The organism is Bradyrhizobium sp. USDA 3240 (genome assembly GCF_054063295.1).
The window spans coordinates 8,129,699-8,151,155 of record NZ_JBSSGD010000002.1 but is presented as its reverse complement, the minus strand read 5'-3'; the positions used below and the strand labels follow the sequence as shown (position 1 = coordinate 8,151,155).

Genomic DNA, 21,457 nt, shown 5'->3' with positions numbered 1-21,457 from the left:
CCGATGGATTCCGGGCTCTCGCTTCGCGAGCCCCGGAATGACGTGGAGAGGCTTACACCCCGCCCGGATAGTTCGGGGCTTCGCGCGTGATCGTCACGTCGTGGACGTGGCTCTCGCGCAGGCCGGCGCCGGTGATGCGGACGAACTCGGCCTTGTCGTGGAAATCCTTGATGTCCTTCGCACCGACATAACCCATCGCCGCTCTGAGACCACCGGCGAGCTGGTGCATCACATTGCCGACCGGGCCCTTGTACGGCACCTGGCCCTCGATACCCTCCGGCACCAGCTTCAGCGTGTCCTTGATGTCCTGCTGGAAGTAGCGGTCGGCCGAGCCGCGCGCCATCGCGCCGACCGAGCCCATGCCGCGATAGGCCTTGTAGGAGCGGCCCTGCCACAGGAACACTTCGCCGGGTGTCTCGTCGGTGCCGGCGAGCAGCGAGCCGACCATCGCGATGTCGGCGCCGGCGGCGAGCGCCTTCGCGAGGTCGCCGGAATATTTGATGCCGCCGTCGGCGATCACGGGGACGTCGGCCTTCTTGGCCGCCGCCACCGCATCCATGATCGCGGTGAGCTGCGGCACGCCGACGCCGGCGACGATGCGCGTGGTGCAGATCGAGCCCGGGCCGATGCCGACCTTGATGCAGTCGGCGCCCGCATCGATCAGCGCCTGCGCGCCGCCCTCGGTCGCGACGTTACCGGCCACGACCTGCACGGCGTTGGAGAGCCGCTTGATGCGGTTGACGGCGTTGAGCACGTGCCGCGAGTGACCGTGCGCGGTGTCGACCACGACGACGTCGACGCCGGCATCGATCAGCCGCTCGGTGCGCTCATAGCCGGTCTCGCCGACCGTGGTGGCGGCGGCGACGCGAAGCCGGCCCTGCGCATCCTTGCAGGCCAGCGGATGGGCGACCGCCTTTTCCATGTCCTTCACGGTGATCAGGCCGACGCAGCGATATTGGTCGTCGACGACGAGCAGCTTTTCGATGCGATGCTGGTGCAGCATCCGCTTCGCCTCGTCCTGGCTGACACCCTCGCGCACCGTGACGAGGTTTTGGTGCGTCATCAGCTCCGAAACCTTTTGTCGCGGATCGGTTGCGAAGCGCACGTCGCGGTTGGTCAGAATGCCGACCAGCTTGCCCGGCACGTTCTTGCCCGCACCTGTTACGACCGGGATGCCGGAGATGCCGTGATCCTTCATCAGCGCCAGCGCGTCGGCCAGCGTGGCGTCGGGACCGATGGTCAGCGGGTTCACCACCATGCCGGACTCGAATTTCTTGACCTGCCGCACCTGAGCAGCCTGACCTTCGGGGTCGAAATTGCGGTGGATGACGCCGAGGCCGCCAGCCTGCGCCATGGCGATCGCCATCCGTGCCTCGGTGACGGTGTCCATCGCGGACGCCATGATCGGGATGTTGAGTTGGATCGCGCGGGTGACTCGCGAGCGAATATCGACTTCCGAGGGAAGAACGTCGGACAGACCGGGCTTCAGAAGCACATCGTCGAACGTGTAGGCTTCGCGGATAGCCTGAAATCCCGTGGCCATTGCCAACTCCTTATCTGCGGCCGCAGCCGCGAGGGTCTTACGGATGAACGCTACCTGCGGCGACGCTCGCTGCGTCACCGTCGAATCGGCGCCCATCGGTGGGGTTGACGCTGGTCGATAGCATGGCGGCATGACGAATCAAAGTGTTTGCCAGCCATGCACAGGCTTTTTACGGGCCGGTTCAGGGGACCCTGCAGCCCGCTTAGCGATATCCCTGCGGCGGCCCGTGCCGGCGGATCGCCTCGACCACCTCGCGGTGGCGCCGGTCCTCGCGCTTCATGTGGACCGCAATGACCGCATGGGCCGACGGCACCAGCAGCAAAACGTGGAAAAACAGGCCGAAAATCGCGCAAAACACGATCAGGACCAGATTGAAGATGGCCGAAAACGGCTGTCCGTTCAGGAGCAGCCCGATCGGCGGCAGCAGAGCGGCAAGGACGTAGATCACGGCACACCTCAGGCGCTGGCGGATGCATAGCAGCGTCACGCAGGATTTAGGGCGTTTGCCCGGTTCCGCAATAGCGTGGTCCTGGGCAGGATGATATGGCCCCCTCGCCCGCCTTTTTCAGCACGGCTGTCCTATTTTGATAAACAAACAACGCCTGATCCCGCTCATCGTCGCTACCGCCCTGTTCATGGAAAACATGGACTCGACGGTGATTGCGACCTCGCTGCCGGCGATCGCCGCCGATATCGGCACCAGCCCCCTGACGCTGAAGCTTGCGATCACGTCCTATCTGCTGTCGCTCGCGGTGTTCATCCCGGCCAGTGGCTGGACCGCGGACCGCTTCGGCGCCCGCATCGTGTTTGCCGCCGCCGTCGCCGTGTTCATGCTGGGCTCGATCGGCTGCGCGCTGTCCTCCTCGGTGACCGATTTCGTGTTCGCTCGCATCCTGCAGGGCCTCGGCGGAGCGATGATGACCCCGGTCGGGCGGCTAGTGCTGCTGCGCTCGGTCGACAAGAGTGCGCTGGTCAACGCGATGGCCTGGGTAACGGTGCCGGCGCTGATTGGCCCGGTGATCGGGCCGCCGCTTGGCGGCTTCATCACCACCTATTTCTCCTGGCACTGGATCTTCCTGATCAACATCCCGATCGGGCTGCTCGGCATCTTCCTGGCGCTGAAATATATCGACCCGATCAAGAGCGAGGACCCTGAACGTTTCGACCTGGTGGGACTGGTGCTCGCCGGCATCGGGCTTGCCGGCATCGCCTTCGGGCTGTCGGTCGCCGGCCTCAATCTGTTGCCATGGCCGATCGTCGCCGGCCTGGTCGGGGTCGGCACGGTGTCGATGACGCTCTACCTCATCCACGCCCGGCGCACCGGCTCGCCGGTGCTCGATTTCGGGCTGCTGCGACTGCCGACCATGCGGGCGTCGATCGTCGGCGGCTTCCTGTTCCGGCTCGGCATCGGCGCGCTGCCGTTTCTGCTGCCGCTGCTGATGCAGGTCGGCTTCGGCCTATCGCCGTTCCAGTCCGGTCTCGTCACCTTTGCCTCGGCGGTCGGCGCCATGGGCATGAAGACGCTGGCGGCACGCATCATCAAGGCCTTCGGCTTCCGCAACATGATGACGGTGAATGCGGTGGTCAGCTCGGCCTTCCTCGCCGCCTGCGCCCTGTTCACGATCTCGACGCCGCTGATGCTGATCTTCACCATCCTGGTGGTCGGCGGCTTCTTCCGCTCGCTGCAATTCACCGCGATCAACACCGTGGCCTATGCCGAGGTCGAGGCGCCGCAGATGAGCCGCGCCACCACCCTGGTCAGCGTCAACCAGCAGCTCGCGGTGTCCGCGGGCGTCGCGGTCGGCGCGTTCTCCGTGGAAACCACGCTGGCGCTGCATCACCAGACCGAGCTCTCCGCCGACGTGTTCGGACCGGCGTTCATCGTGGTGTCGCTGATCTCGGCAGCGTCCGCCTGGTTCTTCTGGCAAATGCCGGTTGATGCCGGCAACGAAATCGCCGGCCGCAAGGCGATCGATATCTCGAGCCGCAAGGGTGCCGAGAAACGCGCCGCCACTGACGCCGTCAAGGCAGCGACCGAGGATACGCAGAACGCGCGGGATCAGCGGCTGGGGTAGGTTCAGTCCCGTCATTGCGAGCGAAGCGAAGCAATCCATGCCTCCGCGTCTGCGGAACGATAGATTGCTTCGTCGCTACGCTCCTCGCAATGACGGCTGTTGCTGTCCCCGAAACCCTGTCGCCAGCACGTAGCGCTCGGAGGAATCCTGCCGGCTGGCGGACGGCTTGACGTGACGCACGCTGGCGAAATCGCGTTTCAGCTGCCCCACCAACTCGGCGTCGGCGCCGCTCTGGAACACTTTTGCCAGGAACGTGCCGCCGGGATTGAGCACCTCGCCGGCAAAATGCGCGGCGGTCTCGACCAGCCCGATGATGCGCAGCTGATCGGTCTTGCGATGGCCGGTGGTGTTGGCGGCCATGTCGGACATCACGAAATCGGCGCGGCCGCCCATCATCGCGATCAGCTTCTCGGGCGCGCCATGGTCGAGGAAGTCGAGCTGCGCGAAGGTGACGCCGGGGATCTCGCCCATCTCCAGGAGATCGATCGCGACCACCTTGCCCTTGCCGTCGGCGGCACCGGTGCGCTTGGCCGCGATCTGGCTCCAACCGCCGGGCGCAGCGCCAAGGTCGACGACGGTCATGCCCGGCTTGAGCAGGCGATATTTGTCGTCGATCTCGAGCAGCTTGAACGCCGCGCGCGAGCGGTAGCCCAACGCCTTGGCCTTGGCGACGTAGGGATCGTTGAGCTGGCGCTCGAGCCAGAGTTTTGACGACAGCTTTCGCTTGCCGCCGCTCTTGACCGTGACGTGCAGCCGCCCGGTGGTGTCTTTCGCCATTCCATTTTCTCTTCTCCCTCGCCCCGCTCTTGCGGGGAGAGGGTTGGGGTGAGGGGCTGCTTCCGCAATGAGGGTGAGAGATGCTTTCGTGGAGAGTTCCCCTCACCCGGATTGCATTGACATGCAATCCGGCCTCTCCCCGCAAGCGGGGCGAGGCAAAGGAAGCTCTAGCACGCCCGCAGTGCGCCGTCCTCGCGCATCATCTCGACCAGCATGCCCTCGCGCAGGCCGCGATCGGCAACCCGCAGCCGCGGCATCGGGAACGCGTTGCGGATTGCGTCGAGGATCGCGCAGCCGGCGAGCACGAGGTCGGCCCGCTCGACGCTGATGCAGTTGTTGTTGACGCGCGCCTCGTAGCTCATGCCGAGCAGCTTCTGGATCGTCGCGGTGACGTCGCCATCGTTCATCCAGATGCCGTCGATGCGGCGGCGATCATAGCGCGACAGATTGAGGAACACACCGGCGAGCGTGGTCACGGTGCCCGAGGTGCCGAGCATGTGCATGTCGCGCAGGTCCTTGCCGTGCTCGGCCGCGAACGGCGCGACGTGGCGGGCGACCTCATCGATCATGCGCGCATACATGTCCCTGGTGACGTTCTTGCCGCCGAAATGTTCGGCCAGCGTGACGACGCCGAGCGGGATCGACATCCACGCCTTGATGCGCGGCGGCGCATCGGGCGCGTCGGGATCGCGCTCGATCCGCACCAGCTCGGTCGAGCCGCCGCCGATGTCGAACAGGATGGCGCCCCGCCCCTTCGGATCGAGCAGCGGCGAGCAGCCGATCACGGCGAGCGTCGCCTCGGTCTCGCGATCGATCACCTCGAGCTCGATGCCGGTCTCGGCCGCGACGCGCGCGCGAAAGCTTTCGGCATTGCCGGCGGCGCGGCAGGCCTCGGTGGCGATCAGCCGCAGCCTGCGGGCCTTGCGATAGCGGATCTTGTCGCTGCAAATGGCGAGCGCGGCAATCGCCCGCTCGATCGCGGCCTCGCTGATCGAGCCGGTCGCGGCGATGCCCTCGCCGAGCCGGATGATCCGCGAGAACGAGTCGACCACGCGGAACCCGTCGCCGGTGGGACAGGCGATCAACAGCCGGCAATTGTTGGTGCCGAGGTCGAGCGCGGCGTAGACACCGCTTTCCGCGGCCGCCGCAATCAGCCCTGACGGGGCTTCGCCGGCCGGAGGGCCGTCACAAAGCCGCACATAGTCATTCATCAAAACACTGTCTTTCCGCAGGACCCCAAGGGCAATCCAGGGGGAGTCTCGGGGCCTGCCGAATAATTGTCCGCTCACGGAAACTTTAGCAGCGTCAAAGCCCTGCGCAAACTCCGTTCACATTGGGTCCATGCCCAATCGGGCGTTGTCGTTAAGGGGGGCGTGCGTTATCTCGTCTTCGCCCCCAAACTCCAGCAAATCCGGGCATTTCAGGTCATTTTCGATGCAAGATCACACGCCGCCCGCCTCTCTCGAAAACGCTATCGCACTGCAAAAATACGGTGTCGGACAGCCTGTTCGACGAAAGGAGGACGACACCCTGGTGCGCGGCAAGGGCAAATACACCGACGATTTCTCCCTTCCCGGCCAGGCCCATTGCTGGATGGTCCGCTCCTCCCATGCCCACGGCATCATCAAGGGGATCGGCACGGAAGCCGCCAAGGCGATGCCGGGCGTGCTCGGCGTCTGGACCGGCGCCGACCTTGCGGCCGCGGGCTACAACCCCTTCACCTGCGGCCTGCCGCTGAAGAACCGCGACGGCTCGCCGCTCAAGCAGACCAACCGCCCCGCGCTGGTGACCGACAAGGTACGCTTCGTCGGCGATCCCGTGGCCTTCGTGGTGGCAGAGACCGCGGCGCAGGCCCGCGACGCTGCGGAAGCTGTCGAGGTCGACATCGAGCCGCTGCCGGCGGTGACGGACGCGGCCGAAGCGACCAAGCCCGGCGCGCCGCAGCTCTATGACAACATCCCCGATAACGTCGCGCTCGATTATCATTATGGCGACACCGCCAGGATCGAGGCGGCGTTCGCCGCCGCCGCGCATGTCACAAAACTCGACATCGTGAATACTCGCGTCGCCGTGGTCTCGATGGAGCCGCGCGTCGCGCTCGCACATTACGACAAGAAAACCGAACGCTTCACGGTGCAGGTGCCGACCCAAGGCGTCTCCGGCAACAAGGCGATCCTGGCGCGGCTGCTCAACGTGCCCGCCGAAAAGGTCCGCATCCTCACCGGCAATGTCGGCGGCTCGTTCGGGATGAAGAACCTCAACTATCCCGAATACACCTGCATCGCGCATGCGGCGCGCCAGCTCGGCCGCCCGGTGAAGTGGCTGGACGAGCGCTCGACCAGCTTCCTGTCCGACAGCCAGGGCCGCGCGCAGCTGATCCATGCCGAGCTCGCGCTCGATGCCGAGGGCAAGTTCCTCGCGGTGCGGCTCTCCGGCTACGGCAATCTCGGCGCCTACATCACCGGCGTCGCGCCGGGCCCGCTGTCGCTCAACACCGGCAAGAACCTCGCCAGCGTCTATCGCACGCCGCTGCTCGGCGTCGACATCAAGACGGTTTTGACCAACACCACGCTGATGGGCGCCTATCGCGGCGCCGGCCGGCCCGAGGCGAATTACTACATGGAGCGGCTGATCGACGCCGCCGCCGACGAGATGAGCATCAACCGCTTCACGCTGCGCAAGCGCAACTTCATCAAGCCGTCGCAGCTGCCGTTCCCGGCCGCCTCCGGCGTCACCTATGACAGCGGCGATTTCGCCAGCGTGTTCCAGAAGGCGCTGGAGATCTCCGACTACGAGAACTTCGCCAAGCGCAAGAAGGAGAGCAAAAAGAGCGGCAAGCTGCGCGGCATCGCCGTCGGCTCCTATCTCGAGGTCACCGCGCCGCCGAGCGGCGAGCTCGGCAAGATCACCTTCGAGCCGGATGGATCGGTGAAGCTCACCACCGGCACGCTGGATTACGGCCAGGGCCACGCCACGCCGTTCGCGCAGGTGCTGTCCGAGCAGCTCGGCGTTCCCTTCGAGAAGATCACGCTCGAACAGGGCGACAGCGATCTGGTGCGCTTCGGCAACGGCACCGGCGGCTCGCGCTCGATCACCGCGACCGGACAGGCGATCGTCGAGGCGTCCGCCCTCGTCGTCGAGAAGGGCAAGAAGGCCGCCGCGCACATGCTGGAGGCATCAGAGGCCGACATCGAATTCGGCCAGGGCCGCTTCACCATCGCCGGCACCGACCGCTCGATCGGCATCATGGAGCTTGCCGAGCGGATGCGCGACAGCAAGATGCCCGAGGGCACGCCGGAGACGCTCGACGTCGATCATGCCACCAAGGAGACGGCGTCGACCTTCCCGAACGGCTGCCATGTCGCCGAGGTCGAGATCGATCCCGACACCGGCGTGACGCGGATCGTGCGCTACTCGGCGGTCAACGATTTCGGCACCGTGGTCAACCCGATGATCGTCGCCGGCCAGCTCCACGGCGGCGTGGCGCAGGGCATCGGCCAGGCGCTGATGGAGGAAGTCAGTTACGACGGCTCGGGCCAGCCGATCACCGGCTCGTTCATGGACTACGCGCTGCCGCGCGCCGGCGACGTGCCGTCGATGCTGGTCGGCGATCATCCCTCGCCGGCGAAGTCCAATCCGCTCGGCACCAAGGGCTGCGGCGAAGCCGGCTGCGCCGGCAGCCTGGTCTGCATCGTCAACGCCGTGGTGGACGCGCTGTCGGAATACGGCATCAAGCACATCAACATGCCGCTGACCCCCGAACGCGTCTGGCGCGCGATCCAGGACGCCAAGGCGAAGGCGGCGGCTTGAAGCAGGCGCCGTCGCCACAAACAACGCGGTCGCCACCAACACCGCTGTCATCGCCCGCGAAGGCGGGCGATCGAGAGGCCGCAACGTACTCGATACCCCGCATGCGCGGGGTATGACAGTTGTAGGCGATGCGAGAGCTCACCCCACCTCACATTCGTCATGCCCGGGCTTGACCCGGGCATCCATCGACTTGAAACGACTCTTGGGAAGACGATGGATTGCCGGGTCAAGCCCGGCAATGACGGAGCGCCCTACGCCGCCGCCTGCTCGCGCGGCTGGGTGATCGCGATGTGCCAGCAATGCGCGAGCGGCGTGCCGTTGCCGAGCACCAGCGCGTCGAGCTCGACGAAGCGGTGGCCCTTCTTGTCGTAGTTGCCGGTCACCTTGGCGCGCGCGGTCAGCTCGTCGCCGATCTTGCCGGCCGACAGCAGCTGCATGCGGGTGCCGACATGGATCCAGGGCCCGACGATCGCGTTATCGACCAAAACCTTGTTCATCACCCGCGGCAGCAGACCGGGGTGGCCGAGACCTTCGCGCAAGTAGATCGGGTCGGTCTCGCGGATATCGGCGAGATATTCCTTGGCGGCGTCGCCGGACCAGTCGCGCGGGACCACGCCGAGCCATTTGCCCTCTTCATAGGACGACGCGCTGACCGGCTTGCGTTCGGCGACGGCGGGGACCTGCTTGTAATCGTCGAGCACAAATTTTGGCGCAGAGGCCGGCAGCGACGCGGTGCCGGTGGCGCAGAGCTCGCCGCGGCTATGGAGCTCGATCGTGAGCCCATTGCCGGTCTCCCGTCCGGTCAATTCCGCGATCTCGCCATCATAGACCGGCTTGACGAAGCGGGCATCGATCAGACCACGATCCAGGAAATCGCGGCCCCACTTCTCGATCGGCAGATGCATCATGTAGGCCATCACGTCGACGCCGGGCACCAGCCCGCCGGAAAAGCCGAACTTCCGCGCCACCGTGTCGTCGTGGATCTTGTTCTCCGACAGTTTCGAGGTGTTGTAGGCCGAGACGCGGTAGGTCTGCATGGCGCCTGAAGACATGGGGTTTTCCCTTATTTCCGTTGTTTTTCTGGTGACAATGGTAGTCGAACAAAGAAGCATGGCAAGCCTCTCGTTTTGCTCGCAATTTTCCGCACCATGGAGTACACGCAGGCCGCGCCCGCCAACCAATGAATCGATGACTGAAACCCCTGCCCAAACCCGCATCTATGTCGACGCCGACGCCTGCCCGGTGAAGGACGAAATCTATCGCGTCGCGATCCGGCTCGGCGTGCCCGTCAGCGTGGTCGCTGGCAATTTCATCCGCGTGCCGCAGGATCCGCTGATCGAGCGCATCGCCGCCGGTTCCGGAATGGATGCCGCCGACGACTGGATCGCGGAACGCGCGCATGAGGGCGACGTCGTGATCACAGCGGACATTCCGCTGGCGAGCCGCTGCGTCAAGGCCGGCGCCGACGTGATCGCGCCGAACGGCAAGCCGTTCACCGAACAATCGATCGGCATGACGCTCGCGGTGCGCAATTTGATGACCGACCTGCGCTCGTCCGGCGAAATAACCGGCGGGCCGAAATCATACTCGCCGCGCGACCGCTCGACCTTCCTGTCGACACTCGACCAGACCATCCGCCGCATCCAGCGCCGCCGCGCCGAGCAGGCGCCGGCAAACGGGAACTAGCGCGATGGCCCCACCGCTTATTCAGCTCAAGGACATCAGCCTGACGTTCGGCGGCACGCCGCTGCTGTCAGGCGTCGAACTGTCGGTCTCCGCGGGCGAGCGCGTCTGCCTGATCGGCCGCAACGGCTCCGGCAAGTCGACCTTGCTGCGCATCGCCGCCGGCCTGGTCGAGCCTGATGGGGGCAGCCGTTTCGTGCAGCCCGGCGCCACCATCCGCTATCTGCCGCAGGAGCCGGATTTCGGCGACCACAAGACGACGCTGGCCTATGTCGAGGCCGGGCTTGGCCCCGGCGACGACCATTACCAGGCGCGCTATCTGCTCGAACAGCTCGGCCTCAGCGGCGAGGAGGATCCGGCGCACATCTCCGGCGGCGAGGCGCGCCGCGCCGCGCTGGCCCGCGTGCTGGCGCCCTCGCCCGACATCCTGCTGCTGGACGAGCCGACCAACCATCTCGATTTGCCGACCATCGAATGGCTCGAAGGCGAATTGGAGAGCCGGCGCTGCGCGCTGGTCCTGATCAGCCACGACCGCCGCTTCCTCACCAATCTGTCGCGCACTACCGCCTGGCTCGACCGCGGCCAGATCCGGCAGATCGAGCGCAGCTTCGGTGCCTTCGAGGCGTGGCGTGACGAGGTGCTGGCCGAGGAAGAGCGTGAGCAGCACAAGCTCGACCGCAAGATCGTCAACGAAGAGCACTGGCTGCGCTACGGCGTCTCCGGCCGCCGCAAGCGCAACGTCAAGCGGCTCGGCAATTTGTTTGCGCTGCGCGACCAGCGCCGCGACTACCGCGGCGCCACCGGCAATGCCACGCTCGCCGCCGCCGAGGCCGAGAAATCCGGCCGCCTCGTGATCGAGGCGAAGACCATCACCAAGGCCTATGGCGAGCGCACGATCGTCGATACCTTCTCGACCCGGATCCAGCGCGGCGACCGCGTCGGCATCGTCGGCCCGAACGGCGCCGGTAAGACCACATTGGTGCATCTGTTGATCGGCAACGATCCACCCGACTCCGGTTCGGTGCGGCTCGGGGCCAATATCGAGATGGCAACGCTCGACCAGCATCGCGAAAGCCTCGATCCGAAGCTGACCTTGGCCGAGGCTTTGACCGGCGGCCGCGGCGACCACGTCATGGTCGGCGACAAGTCGAAACACGTCATCGGCTACATGAAGGATTTCCTGTTCGCGCAGGAGCAGCGCGGCACGCCGCTGGAGGCGCTCTCCGGCGGCGAGCGCGGCCGCCTGATGCTGGCGCGCGCACTGGCCAAGCCGTCGAACCTCTTGATCCTGGACGAGCCGACCAACGACCTCGATCTCGAAACCCTCGACGTGCTCGAGGACATGCTCGGCGATTACGAAGGCACCGTGATCCTGATCAGCCACGACCGCGACTTCCTCGACCGCGTGGTGACGTCGGTGATCGTGCCCGAAGGCCAGGGCCGCTGGATCGAATATGCCGGCGGCTACTCCGACATGCTGGCGCAGCGCGGTGCCGATGTGAAGCGCGAGACGGTGAAGGCGGACGCCGCGATCGAGGAGAAGAAGGAAGCCAGGGCCGCCGCCCCCGAAGCGGCACCCAGGCGCCGGCTCAGCTTCAACGAGAAGCACGCGCTGGAAACATTGCCGAAGACAATCGACAGACTGCACGCCGAGATCGCCAAGCAGCAAAAGCTGCTCGACGATCCCGACCTCTACGCTAAGGATCGCAAGAAGTTCGACGCTGCCTCGGCCGCGATCGCCAAGGCGCAGGACGAGCTCGCCGCCGCCGAAGACCGCTGGCTCGAACTCGAAGTGCTGCGCGAAGAGATCGAGCAGGCATGAGCATGATGATTCCTGCCGTCATTGCGAGCGAAGCGAAGCAATCCATTCGCCGCTTGCGGAGAGATGGATTGCTTCGTCGCTGCGCTCCTCGCAATGACAGAACGCTGAACCGGAGTTGACCCGATGACCACGCCCCTCGCCGCCAAGATCGCCAAGGAATACGGCACGCCGTGCGCCGTGATCGACATGGACCGGGTTGAGCGCAACATCGCGCGCATCCAGAAGGCCTGCGACGAGGCCGGTGTCGCCAACCGGCCGCATATCAAAACGCACAAGAATCCGATGCTGGCGCAGCTGCAGATCAAGGCCGGCGCCAAGGGCATCACCTGCCAGAAGCTCGGCGAGGCCGAGATCATGGCCGATAGCGGCATCGACGACATCCTGATCAGCTACAATCTGCTCGGCGACGAGAAGATGGCGCGGCTCGGCGCGCTGCAAGGCAAGGCCAACGTCACCGTCGCGGCCGACAATTCAGTCGTGATCGGCGATCTGCCGAAGGCAGCAGCCGCCTCGGGGCGTCCGCTGTCGGTCGTGGTCGAATGCGACACCGGACGCAAGCGCGCCGGCGTCGAGACGCCGGCCGAGGCGATCGCGCTGGCGCGAGCGATCGCAGGCTCGAAGGGCCTGAGCTTCGCGGGCTTCATGCTGTATCCGACCGAGACCGGCTGGGCGGATGCGCAGAAATTCTACGACGAGGCGCTGGCCGGCGTGCGCGCCCACGGCCTCGATGCGACCATCGTCTCGACCGGCGGCACGCCGAACCTCGTCAATCTCGGCAAACTGAAGGGCGGCACGGAGCACCGCTTCGGCACCTATATCTACAACGACCGCATGCAGGTCGCGGCCGGCGTCGCCACCTGGGACGATTGCGCGCTGCATATCTATTCCACCGTGGTCAGCCGCGCCGGCCCCGAGCGCGGCATCCTCGATGCCGGCTCCAAGACGCTAACCTCGGACACCGGCGGCCTCGAAGGCCACGGCCTGATCCTCGAACACCCCGAGGCCAAGATCGCACGCTTTGCCGAGGAGCACGGCTTCCTCGATCTCGCCCGCAGCAACACGCGGCCGAATGTCGGCGACGTGTTGCGGGTCGTGCCCAACCACGTCTGCGTCGTCGTCAACATGATGGACGAGGTGGTGATGGTGCGCGGCGACGAGATCATCGGCGCGCTGCCGGTGACGGCGCGCGGCAAGCTGCGCTGACCGAGCGCCCGCGCATCCTTCGAGGCTCGCCCAGCGGCGCAATTGCGCCGCAAGGCTCGCACCTCAGGACGACGCTCTCTCTACAGGAGATTCTCTCTCGAAGCCGTCACACTGAGGTGCCGTAGCCCAGCGGAGGCCTCGAAGTGCGACGGCGGGTGTCGCTCTACCCATCCTACGATTCTACCCGCGGATCAGCGCCTGCAACTCGCGGTCCAGCGCATCGCGAAACACCTCGATCGGTCGCGCCAGGCGGCCGGCGGGCGGGCGGTGCACGATCCAGGCGCGCACCGCCGGATTGAAATCCGCGATCTTCGCGGTCTTGAGCCGGCTGCGGATCGGGCTTCGTTTCAGCGCCACGGGCGTAACCAGGCCGATGCCGAGCCCGCGCGCCACCAGCGACAGGCGCAGCTCGCTGTCGAGCGCCTCGACCGCGATGGTGAACGGCAGATGCGCCGCGTCGAAATGGCGTTTCAGCGTCTGGCGGAAGCCGCAACCGTCCTGGTTGATCACCCACCCGGTCCGAGACAGCCATTCGAGGTCGACGAATTTCGGCGTCTTCATCTCACGCGCGACGACGAACACCACCGGCTGCGCGCCGAGATCGTCGGCCGCGAGATCGTCGGGCGGCGCGGTGCCATCGGGCAGGCAGATCGCCGCGGCATCGAGCTCGTTGCGGCTGACCCGTTCCATGTGATTTGGCGACCAGCCCGAGACGACGCGCAGTGCGAGCGCGGGGAATTCGCCGCGCACCGCATCGAGCGGACCGGTGAGCCCGGCCTCCGACAGGAACGGCGTCAAGCCGAGCCTGAACTCGCCGCGCACCACGCCGTCATTGACGACGCCTGACTTGAGATCGTCGAGCATGCGCAGCACGCGGCGGCCCTGCTCATAGGCCTCGATCCCCGCCGCCGTCGGCTTCAGCGGCTTCGATAGCCGGTCGAGCAGCTGCGCGCCGAGCATCTCCTCGAGATTCTGGATCCGCCGCGTCACGCCGGGCTGGGTCAGGTTCAGCCGCGCTGAGGCCGCGACGATCGATCCGGTCTCCACCACGGCGACGAACGCCACAAGGTCATGGGTGTTCATAACAATCTCGCATATTCTTCATCAACTTATTTGAATTGTAGCATATTAGTCCGATCCCCTAAAGGGGTCTCGCCACTCCATCGCGAGGTCCCATGACAATTTCCGAAACCACCAAGCTCTCCCCGGCGCGCGCCGTCTCCGTGCGTCCCCTGATCTGGATCGGCGCCATCACGACCGGCACCGTCGTCACCAACCTGTTTGCCCCGCAGATCCTGGTCGGGATGATGAGCCGATCGCTCGACATGACCGCGCTGCAGGCCGGCCTGATCTCGACGCTGACCCTGCTCGGCTACGCACTCGGGCTGTTGCTGCTGGTGCCGCTGGTCGATCTGGTCGAGAACAAGCGGCTGATCCTGCGGACCCTCGCCTGCGCCATCGTCACCGCGGTCGGTACCGCGATCGCGCCGACGCCGCTGATCTTGCTGGCCGCCACCTTCATCCTCGGCGCCTCCTGCGCCGCGATCCAGATGGTGGTGCCGCTGGTCGCCTCGATGGTGCCGCCGGAGCGCCGCGGACAGGCGATCGGCGATGTCATGAGCGGCTTGATGATCGGCATCCTGCTGTCGCGGCCGCTGGCGAGCCTGATCGCGGACAGCTGGAACTGGCGCGGCTACTACCTCACCTCGGCCGTGCTGATGACCGTGCTCGGTTGCGCGCTGGCGCGCTATCTGCCGACGCTGCAGCCTGCGGCGAAGGTCAGCTACGGCGCGCTGCTGCGTTCATTCCCGAGATTGCTCCGCGAGGAGCCGGTGCTGCGGGTTCGCGCCTGGACCGCGGCGCTGGTGATGGCATCGTTCACCGCGTTCTGGGCGGCTGTCGCGCTGCGGCTGCCGGAAGCGCCGTTCAAGCTCGACGCCAAGGGGATCGCACTGTTCGCGCTGATCGGCGTTGCGGGCGCGGCCGCGACTCCGGTCGCCGGCCGCTGGGGCGACCGAGGTTTCGCGCGGCCGTTGCTGATCGTCTCGCACCTCCTCATCGCCGGCGCGCTCGTGCTGTGCGCCTGGGCCGGCATGATCGAGTCGCGGATCGCTGCCCTTTCGTTACTCGGCGTCGGCGCCGTGCTGCTCGATTTCGGCATTACCACCGACCAGACGCTCGGCCGCCGCGCCGTCAATCTGTTGCAACCCGAGGCCCGCGGCCGGATCAACGGCCTGTTCGTGGCGCTGTTCTTCATCGGCGGCGCGGTCGGCGCGGCTGCGGCGTCCGCGGCGTGGAGTTTTGGCGGATGGACGGCGGTCTGCGCGGTGGCTGCCACGTTCGGCGTGCTGGGGTTCATCACCGACCTCGCGACGAGGACGGGCTCGGAATGAGTTTGTCCGGCTCCGATGCGTGGGGCGCCCGCGCATCCTTCGAGGCTCGCTTCGCGAGCACCTCAGGATGACGCTCTCTCGAAGACAAGAGCTCTCTCGAAGCCGTCACCCTGAGGAGCCGTAGCGCAGCGGAGGCCTCGAAGGGCGGCGGCGGGCTACGCGATGCCGACGTAACGTAACGCGCCCTTCCCCGCGGCGGCCCCCGTCGCGAACGAGGCCTGCAACAGGTAGCCGCCGGTCGGAGCCTCCCAGTCGAGCATCTCGCCGGCGGCAAAAACACCGGGCAGCCGACGCAGCATGAAATGCGCGTCCAGCTCGCTGAAGGCGATCCCGCCCGCGGTCGAGATCGCCCGATCGATCGGCGCGACGCCCGTGAGCTGAACCGGAATCGCGTTGATCAACTGCGCGAGCTCTGCCGGCGAGAACGATGCCAGTGGCCGGCCAGACGCAATTGCTGTCTCCTGCATCAGGCCTATGCCGACAGGAGAGAGCTGCGCCGCCTTGCGCAGGAAATTCGCAAACGACTGCTTGCCACGCGTCCCGGACAAGCGGGTAGTCAGCGCGGCGGCGTCGAGGTCCGGACGCAGCGCGATCGTCAGCGTCGCCTGCCCGATACCCAGCACCGCCTCGCGCAATTCCGCCGACAGCGCGTAGATCGCGCCGCCTTCGATGCCCGTGCGGGTGACGACGGCCTCGCCGCGCACGGTGTGTGGTCCAATCGTCAGGGCGATGCCCTTCAGCGGCTGCCCTTCGAAGCGATCACGGAAGACATCCGACCACGCGACCGCGAAGCCGGAATTGGCCGGCCGCATCGGTGCGACGGCGATGCCCTTCGCTGCGACGGTCACCGTCCACGTCCCGTCGGAGCCAAGCCGCGGCCAGCTTGCGCCGCCGAGCGCAAGCACCGACGCGTCGGCATTGACCACGCGCGGACCATCCGGCGTTGCAAACAACAATCCGCCGCTCTCGTCCCACCCAATCCAGCGATGCCGGAATGCAAGCGCAACGCCCGCGGCATCGAGCCGCCGCAGCCAGGCACGCAGCAACGGCGATGCCTTGAACACTTTTGGAAACACGCGGCCGCTGGTGCCGATGAAGGTGGGCTGCCCCAGCACGGCGCTCCAGGCGCGCATGGCGTCGGGCGGAAACGCCTCGACCGCGGCCTTCAGGTGCGGCATCGCCTCGCGATAGCGCGCAAGGAAATCCGGCAACGGCTCGCTGTGGGTGAGATTAAGGCCACCGCGCCCGGCCATCAGGAACTTGCGCCCGGCCGACGGCATCGCGTCGTAGACGGTGACCTGTGCGCCACCCGCCGCAAGGGTTTCCGCCGCCATCAGGCCGGCGGGACCGGCTCCGATGACGGCGACACTCATGCTCAGAGCTTGATCCCGGCCCGCGCGGCGGCCTGGGCGACGTACTTCTGCGTCTGCTCGAACGCGCCCTGCAGCGCCTTCGCGGTCGACATGTCGCTGATCGCGTTGAAGTGCGCGGCAACGCCGTCGGGCGTCCATTCGGATTGCGGCAGGTTGACGCCTTCGGTCTCCAGCACGCGGATGACCGCGAACGAGCCGGCACCGGCGCCCATGATGGTACGGGTCGGCGCGTCCTCCGAGAGCAGGAATTCGACCGCGGGCGTGATCGCTTCCGGCTTCATCAGTTGCAGCGCTTGCGGCGGCAGCAGTTCCTCGGTCATGCGGGTCGCAGCCGTCGGCGAGACGGTGTTGACCTTGATGTTGTTCTTGCGGCCCTCTTCGGCGAGCACGTTCATCAGGCCGACCATGCCGGCCTTCGCCGCGCCGTAATTGGCCTGGCCGAAATTGCCGAACAGGCCGGACGAGGAGGTCGTCAGCACGATGCGGCCGTAATTGCGCTCGCGCATGCCGGCCCACACCGCCTTGCAGCAATAGAAGGTGCCGGTGAGATGCACGTCGAGCACCTTGGCCCAGTCGGCGACCTCGAGCTTGGTGAACGACTTGTCGCGCAGGATGCCGGCATTGGCGCAGAGCAGGTCGACGCTGCCCCACTCCTTGGTGGCGCGCTCGACCATCGCGGTGACCTGCTCGAAGTTGGAGACGTCGGCGCCGTCGGCCATCGCGGTGCCGCCCGCTTTACGGATCTCCTCGACCACGGTCTCGGCCGGCGACAGCGAGCCGCCGGTGCCGTCGCGCGCGCCGCCGAAATCGTTGACCACGACCTTGGCGCCGCGGCTGGCGAGCCCCAGCGCATGCGCCCGCCCAAGACCATTGCCCGCGCCGGTGACGATAGCGACGCGTCCGTCAAACCTGATTGCCATGCCTGTCGTTCCTGCTCTGACTACCCTTCTCCCCTTGTGGGAGAAGGTGGCGCGCGCCAGCGCGCCGGATGAGGGGTTCTCTCCACGGATGAGCACGCGGAGAGAGACCCTCACCCGGCTCCATCTCGCTCCGCTCGATTTCGCCACCCTCTCCACAAGGAGAGAGGATGAGGGCCGAACGGCATGAAAAGGTTGGGGACTTTTGAGCAGCGATGGATGGCCGGGTCAAGCCCGGCCGAGACCCAAGAGGGCCAGACCCAAGACGGCCACCGGGCGCGCTAGACGGAAGGGGTCATCGACCCGCAGGGTTTCAGGCTTTTGAGCAGGTGCCCGCTCCAGCACTCGTGATGCTCCTGGGCGTAGCTCAGCGAGCCAATCAAAATCAAACCGACTACGACAAGTCCGGCGACGATGTTCTGCACCATGGCTGCCACTCCCGGGACCCGCACCGCCTCAACGGAGGCATGATGGACACCAGGGATCAAAGCCGTCAATGCGCTATGTGGATCAGGCGAGCAACTCACCGCCTCTGAAAGAGGGTTGCGACGGGCTCGCTCCACCTCTCCCGCTTGCGGGAAAAGTGGAGCTACTCAACCATCCCTTAGCTGAAGTAGATCAGGCCGAGCCAGTCGGCGACCAGCGCGGGCTTCTCTTCGCCCTCGATCTCGACCGTGACGTTGGTGCGCGACAGCAGTTCCCTCGGCTTGCGCAGCGTGGCTTCCGCCAGCACGAAGCGGCCGCGGACGCGCTTGCCCGAGCGCACCGGCGAAATGAAGCGCAGCTTGTCGAAACCGTAATTGACGCCCATCGCGGTGCCCTCGAGCACCGGCATCACCTCGTAGGACATGATCGACAGCAGCGACATCGTGAGGAAGCCATGGGCGATCGTGGTGCCGAACGCGGTCTCCTTCTTCGCGCGCTCGGGATCGACATGGATGAACTGGTGATCCTCGATCACGTCGGCATAGGTGTCGATGCGGCCCTGATCCAGCAGGTGCCACGAGGACACGCCGATCTCCTTGCCGACCATGCCCTGGTAGGTTTCCAGCGACACCGGCGGCTTCTTCCAGACTTCGTTCATTGGCTAACCTCCGCTACCCGGAGGTCCGCACCTTCTGCAGCTCCGGAAATTCTTCCTCGCGGAACTCGGCTCCGCGCAACGCATCGCTTCTGACATCGTCATGTTCGAGCCGGCGCAACTGCACGCGACGAATTTTTCCAGAAATCGTCTTGGGCAGTTCGGTAACCAGCTCGATCTTGCGGATGCGTTTAAACGGTGCGAGCCGCGTGTGCAAATGCTTGAAGATCGACAGCGCCGTCTCCGGGCTGCGCTCGACACCGGAGACCAGCAGCACATAGGCCTTGGGGACCGCGAGCCGGATCGGGTCCGGGCTCGGTACCACGGCCGCTTCCGCCACCGCGTCGTGCTCGAGCAGCACGCTCTCCAATTCGAACGGCGAGATGCGGTAGTCGGAGGATTTGAACACGTCGTCGGTGCGGCCGACGAAGGTCAGATAACCTTCGTCATCGGTGAACACGACGTCGCCGCTGCGGTAGATCTCGCCGTCGGTGCCGATCAGTCTGCCGTCGTCGCCCTGATAGCCCTGCATCAGGCCCGCCGGCCGGTCCGCGCCGAGCAGCAAGGTCACCTCGCCCTCCTTTGCGGCATGGCCGTCATTGTCGGTGACCTGCACGCGATAGCCCGGCAGCGGCCGGCCCATCGAGCCGACCTTCACCTTCTGCCCCGGCGAGTTGCCTGCGAGCGCCGTGGTCTCGGTCTGGCCGTAGCCGTCGCGGATGGTCAGGCCCCAGGCCGATTTGACCTGGTCGATGATCTCGGGGTTGAGCGGTTCGCCGGCGCCGCACACTTCACGCAGGCTCACCTTGAAGTCCGACAGTTGCTCCTGAATGAACATCCGCCACACCGTCGGCGGCGCGCACAGCGTGGTGACGCCGCAGCGGCCGATGATCGAGAGCAGTCCCTTCGCCTCGAAGCGCGGCTGGTTGGCGATGAAGATCGTCGCTCCAGCATTCCACGGCGCGAAGAAGCAGCTCCAGGCGTGCTTGGCCCAGCCGGGCGAGGAAATGTTGAGATGAATGTCGCCGGGCTGCAGGCCGATCCAGTACATGGTCGAGAGGTGGCCGACCGGATAGCTGCGCTGGCTGTGCCGCACCAGCTTTGGCTTGGCCGTGGTGCCCGAGGTGAAATACAGCAGCATCGGGTCGTCGGCCTTGGTCGGGCCGTCGGGCGTGAAGGCATCCGACGCCTTGGCCGCCTCCTCGAACGGCAACCAGCCCTCATGGGCCTGTGTCGCGCCGACCACGATGCGCGCCAGCTTTTCGCCGCCGAGGCCTGCGAACTTCGCGACCTGATCCTGCGTCGCGACCACCGCCTTCGCCTTGCCGCGATCGAGCCGGTCGCGCAATTCATCCGCGGTCAACAGCGTGGTCGCGGGGATCACGACCATGCCGAGCTTCATCGCCGCCAGCATGGTCTCCCACAGCGGCACGACATTGCCGAGCAGCAGCAACAGATGGTCGCCGCGCTTCAGTCCCTGCGCGCGCAGGAAGTTCGCGACCCGGTTGGAGCGGCGCGCCAACTCGGCAAAGCTGAGCTTGGTTTCGTTGCCGCTGGCGGCATCGACGATCCACAGCGCCGGCCGGTCGCGGCTGTCGGCATTGCGCGCCAGCTCGGCGTCGAACCAGTCCAGCGCCCAGTTGAAGGGCGTCGGATCCGGCCAGCGAAATCCCTTCACCGCCGTGTCGTAGTCGGTGCGGTGCTCGAGCAGAAAGGCGCGTGCGTCCTGAAATGTGGTCATGGGGTCTCACCGCGTTCACCGCCGTCATCCTGAGGAGCCGCGCGAGGCGGGGCGTCTCGAAGGATGGCCACAAGCGGTCGACCATCATCCTTCGAGGCTCGCAAGCGCTCGCACCTCAAGATGACGGTCTTATTTCCCTGCAAGTCCTCTAACGTGCTGGATAATTCCGGAAAAGTCGACCCCGCCATGTCCCGACGCGTCGAAGGTCTTATAGAGTTCCTGCGCATGCTTGCCGAGCGGCGTCACCGCGCCGGCGGCAGTGGCGGCGTCCTGCGCCAGCGTCAGGTCCTTCACCATCAGGTTGGAGGCGAAACCCGGCTTGTAGTCGTTGTTGGCCGGCGAGGTCGGCACTGGACCTGGAACCGGGCAATAGGTCGTCAGCGACCAGCACTGCCCCGATGAGGTCGAGGCGACGTCGAACAGCGCCTGATGCGACAGGCCGAGCTTTTCGGCGAGCACGAAGGCCTCGCCGACCGCGATCATCGAAATGCCGAGGATCATGTTGTTGCAGATCTTGGCCGCCTGCCCTGCGCCGCCGCCGCCGCAATGCACGATCTTCTTGCCCATGTTGGCCAGCATCGGCTGCGCCGCCGCAAACGCCTTCGCCTCGCCGCCGCACATGAAGGTCAGCGTCGCGCCCTTGGCGCCGCCGGTGCCGCCGGACACCGGCGCATCGACCGAAGCCAAGCCATGCTTGGCGGCGAGCGCATGCGCCTGCTTGGCGCTTTCGACGTCGATGGTCGAGCAATCGATGATCAGCGCGCCCTTGTCCATCGCGGGCAGCACCTCGTTCCAGACGCCGAGCACATGCTTGCCGGCCGGCAGCATTGTGATCACGACATCGGCGCCCTTCACCGCGCCGACGCCGCTCTCGGCGATCGCGGCGCCATCGCTCTTGGCCTGATCGCGGGATGCCGCGACCAGATCGAACGCGGTCACCTTGTGGCCGGCCTTGACCAGATTGGCGGCCATCGGCCCGCCCATATTGCCGAGCCCGATGAATGCGACGTTTGCCATGGGAGTCCTCCGCTTGCGACGT

Annotated in this window: 18 protein-coding genes; 6 read left to right on the top strand and 12 right to left on the bottom strand. The window is 66.2% G+C overall.

The window, feature by feature from the left end; all coding sequences use genetic code 11:
- Positions 1 to 52 precede the first annotated feature (52 nt).
- Together guaB and ACVIGA_RS38785 are read right to left on the bottom strand one after the other, a co-directional pair.
- Entirely contained in the window at positions 53 to 1,543 is a 1,491-nt protein-coding gene (guaB, locus tag ACVIGA_RS38790) for an IMP dehydrogenase (RefSeq protein ID WP_223972903.1), read from the bottom strand.
- A gap of 202 nt (positions 1,544 to 1,745) precedes the next feature.
- On the bottom strand, positions 1,746 to 1,991 hold the full coding sequence (locus tag ACVIGA_RS38785) for a hypothetical protein (RefSeq protein ID WP_092125564.1): 246 nt from the start codon (positions 1,989 to 1,991) through the stop codon (positions 1,746 to 1,748).
- A 136-nt stretch (positions 1,992 to 2,127) separates the two neighbouring features.
- Between ACVIGA_RS38785 and ACVIGA_RS38780 the strand changes: the two genes are divergently transcribed.
- Positions 2,128 to 3,618 (top strand): DHA2 family efflux MFS transporter permease subunit, encoded by a 1,491-nt coding sequence (locus ACVIGA_RS38780; protein ID WP_375780541.1) that lies wholly within the window; start codon positions 2,128 to 2,130, stop codon positions 3,616 to 3,618.
- A gap of 75 nt (positions 3,619 to 3,693) precedes the next feature.
- Here the strand turns inward: ACVIGA_RS38780 and ACVIGA_RS38775 are convergent, their stop codons facing one another.
- Together ACVIGA_RS38775 and ACVIGA_RS38770 are read right to left on the bottom strand one after the other, a co-directional pair.
- The gene (locus ACVIGA_RS38775) at positions 3,694 to 4,395 is read right to left on the bottom strand and encodes an RlmE family RNA methyltransferase (protein WP_456670176.1); all 702 of its coding nucleotides are present in this window, start codon (positions 4,393 to 4,395) and stop codon (positions 3,694 to 3,696) included.
- A 167-nt stretch (positions 4,396 to 4,562) separates the two neighbouring features.
- On the bottom strand, positions 4,563 to 5,606 hold the full coding sequence (locus ACVIGA_RS38770; protein ID WP_456670175.1) for a Ppx/GppA phosphatase family protein: 1,044 nt from the start codon (positions 5,604 to 5,606) through the stop codon (positions 4,563 to 4,565).
- Between the two features lie 223 nt (positions 5,607 to 5,829).
- On the opposite strand from ACVIGA_RS38770, the gene ACVIGA_RS38765 reads away from it, so the two are divergent.
- Entirely contained in the window at positions 5,830 to 8,205 is a 2,376-nt protein-coding gene (locus ACVIGA_RS38765) for a xanthine dehydrogenase family protein molybdopterin-binding subunit (protein WP_456670174.1), read from the top strand.
- 251 nt (positions 8,206 to 8,456) lie between these two features.
- On the opposite strand, the gene ACVIGA_RS38760 is transcribed toward ACVIGA_RS38765, so the two are convergent.
- The gene (locus ACVIGA_RS38760) at positions 8,457 to 9,257 is read right to left on the bottom strand and encodes a hypothetical protein (protein ID WP_456670173.1); all 801 of its coding nucleotides are present in this window, start codon (positions 9,255 to 9,257) and stop codon (positions 8,457 to 8,459) included.
- 136 nt (positions 9,258 to 9,393) lie between these two features.
- Between ACVIGA_RS38760 and ACVIGA_RS38755 the strand changes: the two genes are divergently transcribed.
- The 3 genes from ACVIGA_RS38755 to ACVIGA_RS38745 all read left to right on the top strand — a co-directional run bounded on the left by ACVIGA_RS38755 (position 9,394) and on the right by ACVIGA_RS38745 (position 12,913).
- On the top strand, positions 9,394 to 9,891 hold the full coding sequence (locus tag ACVIGA_RS38755; RefSeq protein ID WP_375780535.1) for a YaiI/YqxD family protein: 498 nt from the start codon (positions 9,394 to 9,396) through the stop codon (positions 9,889 to 9,891).
- A gap of 4 nt (positions 9,892 to 9,895) precedes the next feature.
- On the top strand, positions 9,896 to 11,710 hold the full coding sequence (locus ACVIGA_RS38750; protein WP_456670172.1) for an ABC-F family ATP-binding cassette domain-containing protein: 1,815 nt from the start codon (positions 9,896 to 9,898) through the stop codon (positions 11,708 to 11,710).
- Positions 11,711 to 11,833: 123 nt separating this feature from the next.
- Positions 11,834 to 12,913 (top strand): alanine racemase, encoded by a 1,080-nt coding sequence (locus ACVIGA_RS38745; RefSeq protein ID WP_456670171.1) that lies wholly within the window; start codon positions 11,834 to 11,836, stop codon positions 12,911 to 12,913.
- 180 nt (positions 12,914 to 13,093) lie between these two features.
- Here ACVIGA_RS38745 and ACVIGA_RS38740 read toward each other — a convergent pair whose 3' ends face one another.
- Positions 13,094 to 13,996, bottom strand: coding sequence for a LysR family transcriptional regulator (locus ACVIGA_RS38740; protein ID WP_456670170.1), 903 nt, complete (start codon positions 13,994 to 13,996; stop codon positions 13,094 to 13,096).
- Between the two features lie 92 nt (positions 13,997 to 14,088).
- Between ACVIGA_RS38740 and ACVIGA_RS38735 the strand changes: the two genes are divergently transcribed.
- Positions 14,089 to 15,306: an MFS transporter gene (locus ACVIGA_RS38735; protein WP_456670169.1), complete on the top strand. Its 1,218-nt coding sequence runs from the start codon at positions 14,089 to 14,091 to the stop codon at positions 15,304 to 15,306.
- A 155-nt stretch (positions 15,307 to 15,461) separates the two neighbouring features.
- Here the strand turns inward: ACVIGA_RS38735 and ACVIGA_RS38730 are convergent, their stop codons facing one another.
- From ACVIGA_RS38730 to mmsB, 6 genes are all read right to left on the bottom strand, one after another.
- A complete protein-coding gene (locus tag ACVIGA_RS38730) occupies positions 15,462 to 16,679 on the bottom strand; it encodes an NAD(P)/FAD-dependent oxidoreductase (protein ID WP_456670168.1) in 1,218 nt (405 codons plus the stop codon).
- A gap of 2 nt (positions 16,680 to 16,681) precedes the next feature.
- Positions 16,682 to 17,599: an SDR family NAD(P)-dependent oxidoreductase gene (locus ACVIGA_RS38725; RefSeq protein WP_223972940.1), complete on the bottom strand. Its 918-nt coding sequence runs from the start codon at positions 17,597 to 17,599 to the stop codon at positions 16,682 to 16,684.
- Between the two features lie 278 nt (positions 17,600 to 17,877).
- Entirely contained in the window at positions 17,878 to 18,024 is a 147-nt protein-coding gene (locus ACVIGA_RS38720) for a hypothetical protein (RefSeq protein ID WP_223972942.1), read from the bottom strand.
- A 176-nt stretch (positions 18,025 to 18,200) separates the two neighbouring features.
- Positions 18,201 to 18,680, bottom strand: coding sequence for a MaoC family dehydratase (locus tag ACVIGA_RS38715; RefSeq protein ID WP_456670167.1), 480 nt, complete (start codon positions 18,678 to 18,680; stop codon positions 18,201 to 18,203).
- 13 nt (positions 18,681 to 18,693) lie between these two features.
- Positions 18,694 to 20,418 (bottom strand): AMP-binding protein, encoded by a 1,725-nt coding sequence (locus ACVIGA_RS38710; protein ID WP_456670166.1) that lies wholly within the window; start codon positions 20,416 to 20,418, stop codon positions 18,694 to 18,696.
- Between the two features lie 129 nt (positions 20,419 to 20,547).
- Positions 20,548 to 21,435, bottom strand: coding sequence for a 3-hydroxyisobutyrate dehydrogenase (gene mmsB / locus ACVIGA_RS38705; RefSeq protein ID WP_456670165.1), 888 nt, complete (start codon positions 21,433 to 21,435; stop codon positions 20,548 to 20,550).
- Between the last annotated feature and the right edge of the window lie 22 nt (positions 21,436 to 21,457).

Bases quoted from the DNA above. Each gene is read 5' to 3' on its own strand.
- ACVIGA_RS38740 (WP_456670170.1), bottom strand. From the start codon at position 13,996: ATGAACACCCATGACCTTGTGGCGTTCGTCGCCGTGGTGGAGACCGGA.
- ACVIGA_RS38720 (WP_223972942.1), bottom strand. From the start codon at position 18,024: ATGGTGCAGAACATCGTCGCCGGACTTGTCGTAGTCGGTTTGATTTTG.
- ACVIGA_RS38770 (WP_456670175.1), bottom strand. From the start codon at position 5,606: ATGAATGACTATGTGCGGCTTTGTGACGGCCCTCCGGCCGGCGAAGCC.
- ACVIGA_RS38730 (WP_456670168.1), bottom strand. From the start codon at position 16,679: ATGAGTGTCGCCGTCATCGGAGCCGGTCCCGCCGGCCTGATGGCGGCG.
- mmsB (WP_456670165.1), bottom strand. From the start codon at position 21,435: ATGGCAAACGTCGCATTCATCGGGCTCGGCAATATGGGCGGGCCGATG.
- ACVIGA_RS38755 (WP_375780535.1), top strand. From the start codon at position 9,394: ATGACTGAAACCCCTGCCCAAACCCGCATCTATGTCGACGCCGACGCC.
- ACVIGA_RS38715 (WP_456670167.1), bottom strand. From the start codon at position 18,680: ATGAACGAAGTCTGGAAGAAGCCGCCGGTGTCGCTGGAAACCTACCAG.
- ACVIGA_RS38765 (WP_456670174.1), top strand. From the start codon at position 5,830: ATGCAAGATCACACGCCGCCCGCCTCTCTCGAAAACGCTATCGCACTG.
- guaB (WP_223972903.1), bottom strand. From the start codon at position 1,543: ATGGCCACGGGATTTCAGGCTATCCGCGAAGCCTACACGTTCGACGAT.
- ACVIGA_RS38725 (WP_223972940.1), bottom strand. From the start codon at position 17,599: ATGGCAATCAGGTTTGACGGACGCGTCGCTATCGTCACCGGCGCGGGC.
- ACVIGA_RS38775 (WP_456670176.1), bottom strand. From the start codon at position 4,395: ATGGCGAAAGACACCACCGGGCGGCTGCACGTCACGGTCAAGAGCGGC.
- ACVIGA_RS38735 (WP_456670169.1), top strand. From the start codon at position 14,089: ATGACAATTTCCGAAACCACCAAGCTCTCCCCGGCGCGCGCCGTCTCC.
- ACVIGA_RS38710 (WP_456670166.1), bottom strand. From the start codon at position 20,418: ATGACCACATTTCAGGACGCACGCGCCTTTCTGCTCGAGCACCGCACC.
- ACVIGA_RS38745 (WP_456670171.1), top strand. From the start codon at position 11,834: ATGACCACGCCCCTCGCCGCCAAGATCGCCAAGGAATACGGCACGCCG.
- ACVIGA_RS38760 (WP_456670173.1), bottom strand. From the start codon at position 9,257: ATGTCTTCAGGCGCCATGCAGACCTACCGCGTCTCGGCCTACAACACC.
- ACVIGA_RS38750 (WP_456670172.1), top strand. From the start codon at position 9,896: ATGGCCCCACCGCTTATTCAGCTCAAGGACATCAGCCTGACGTTCGGC.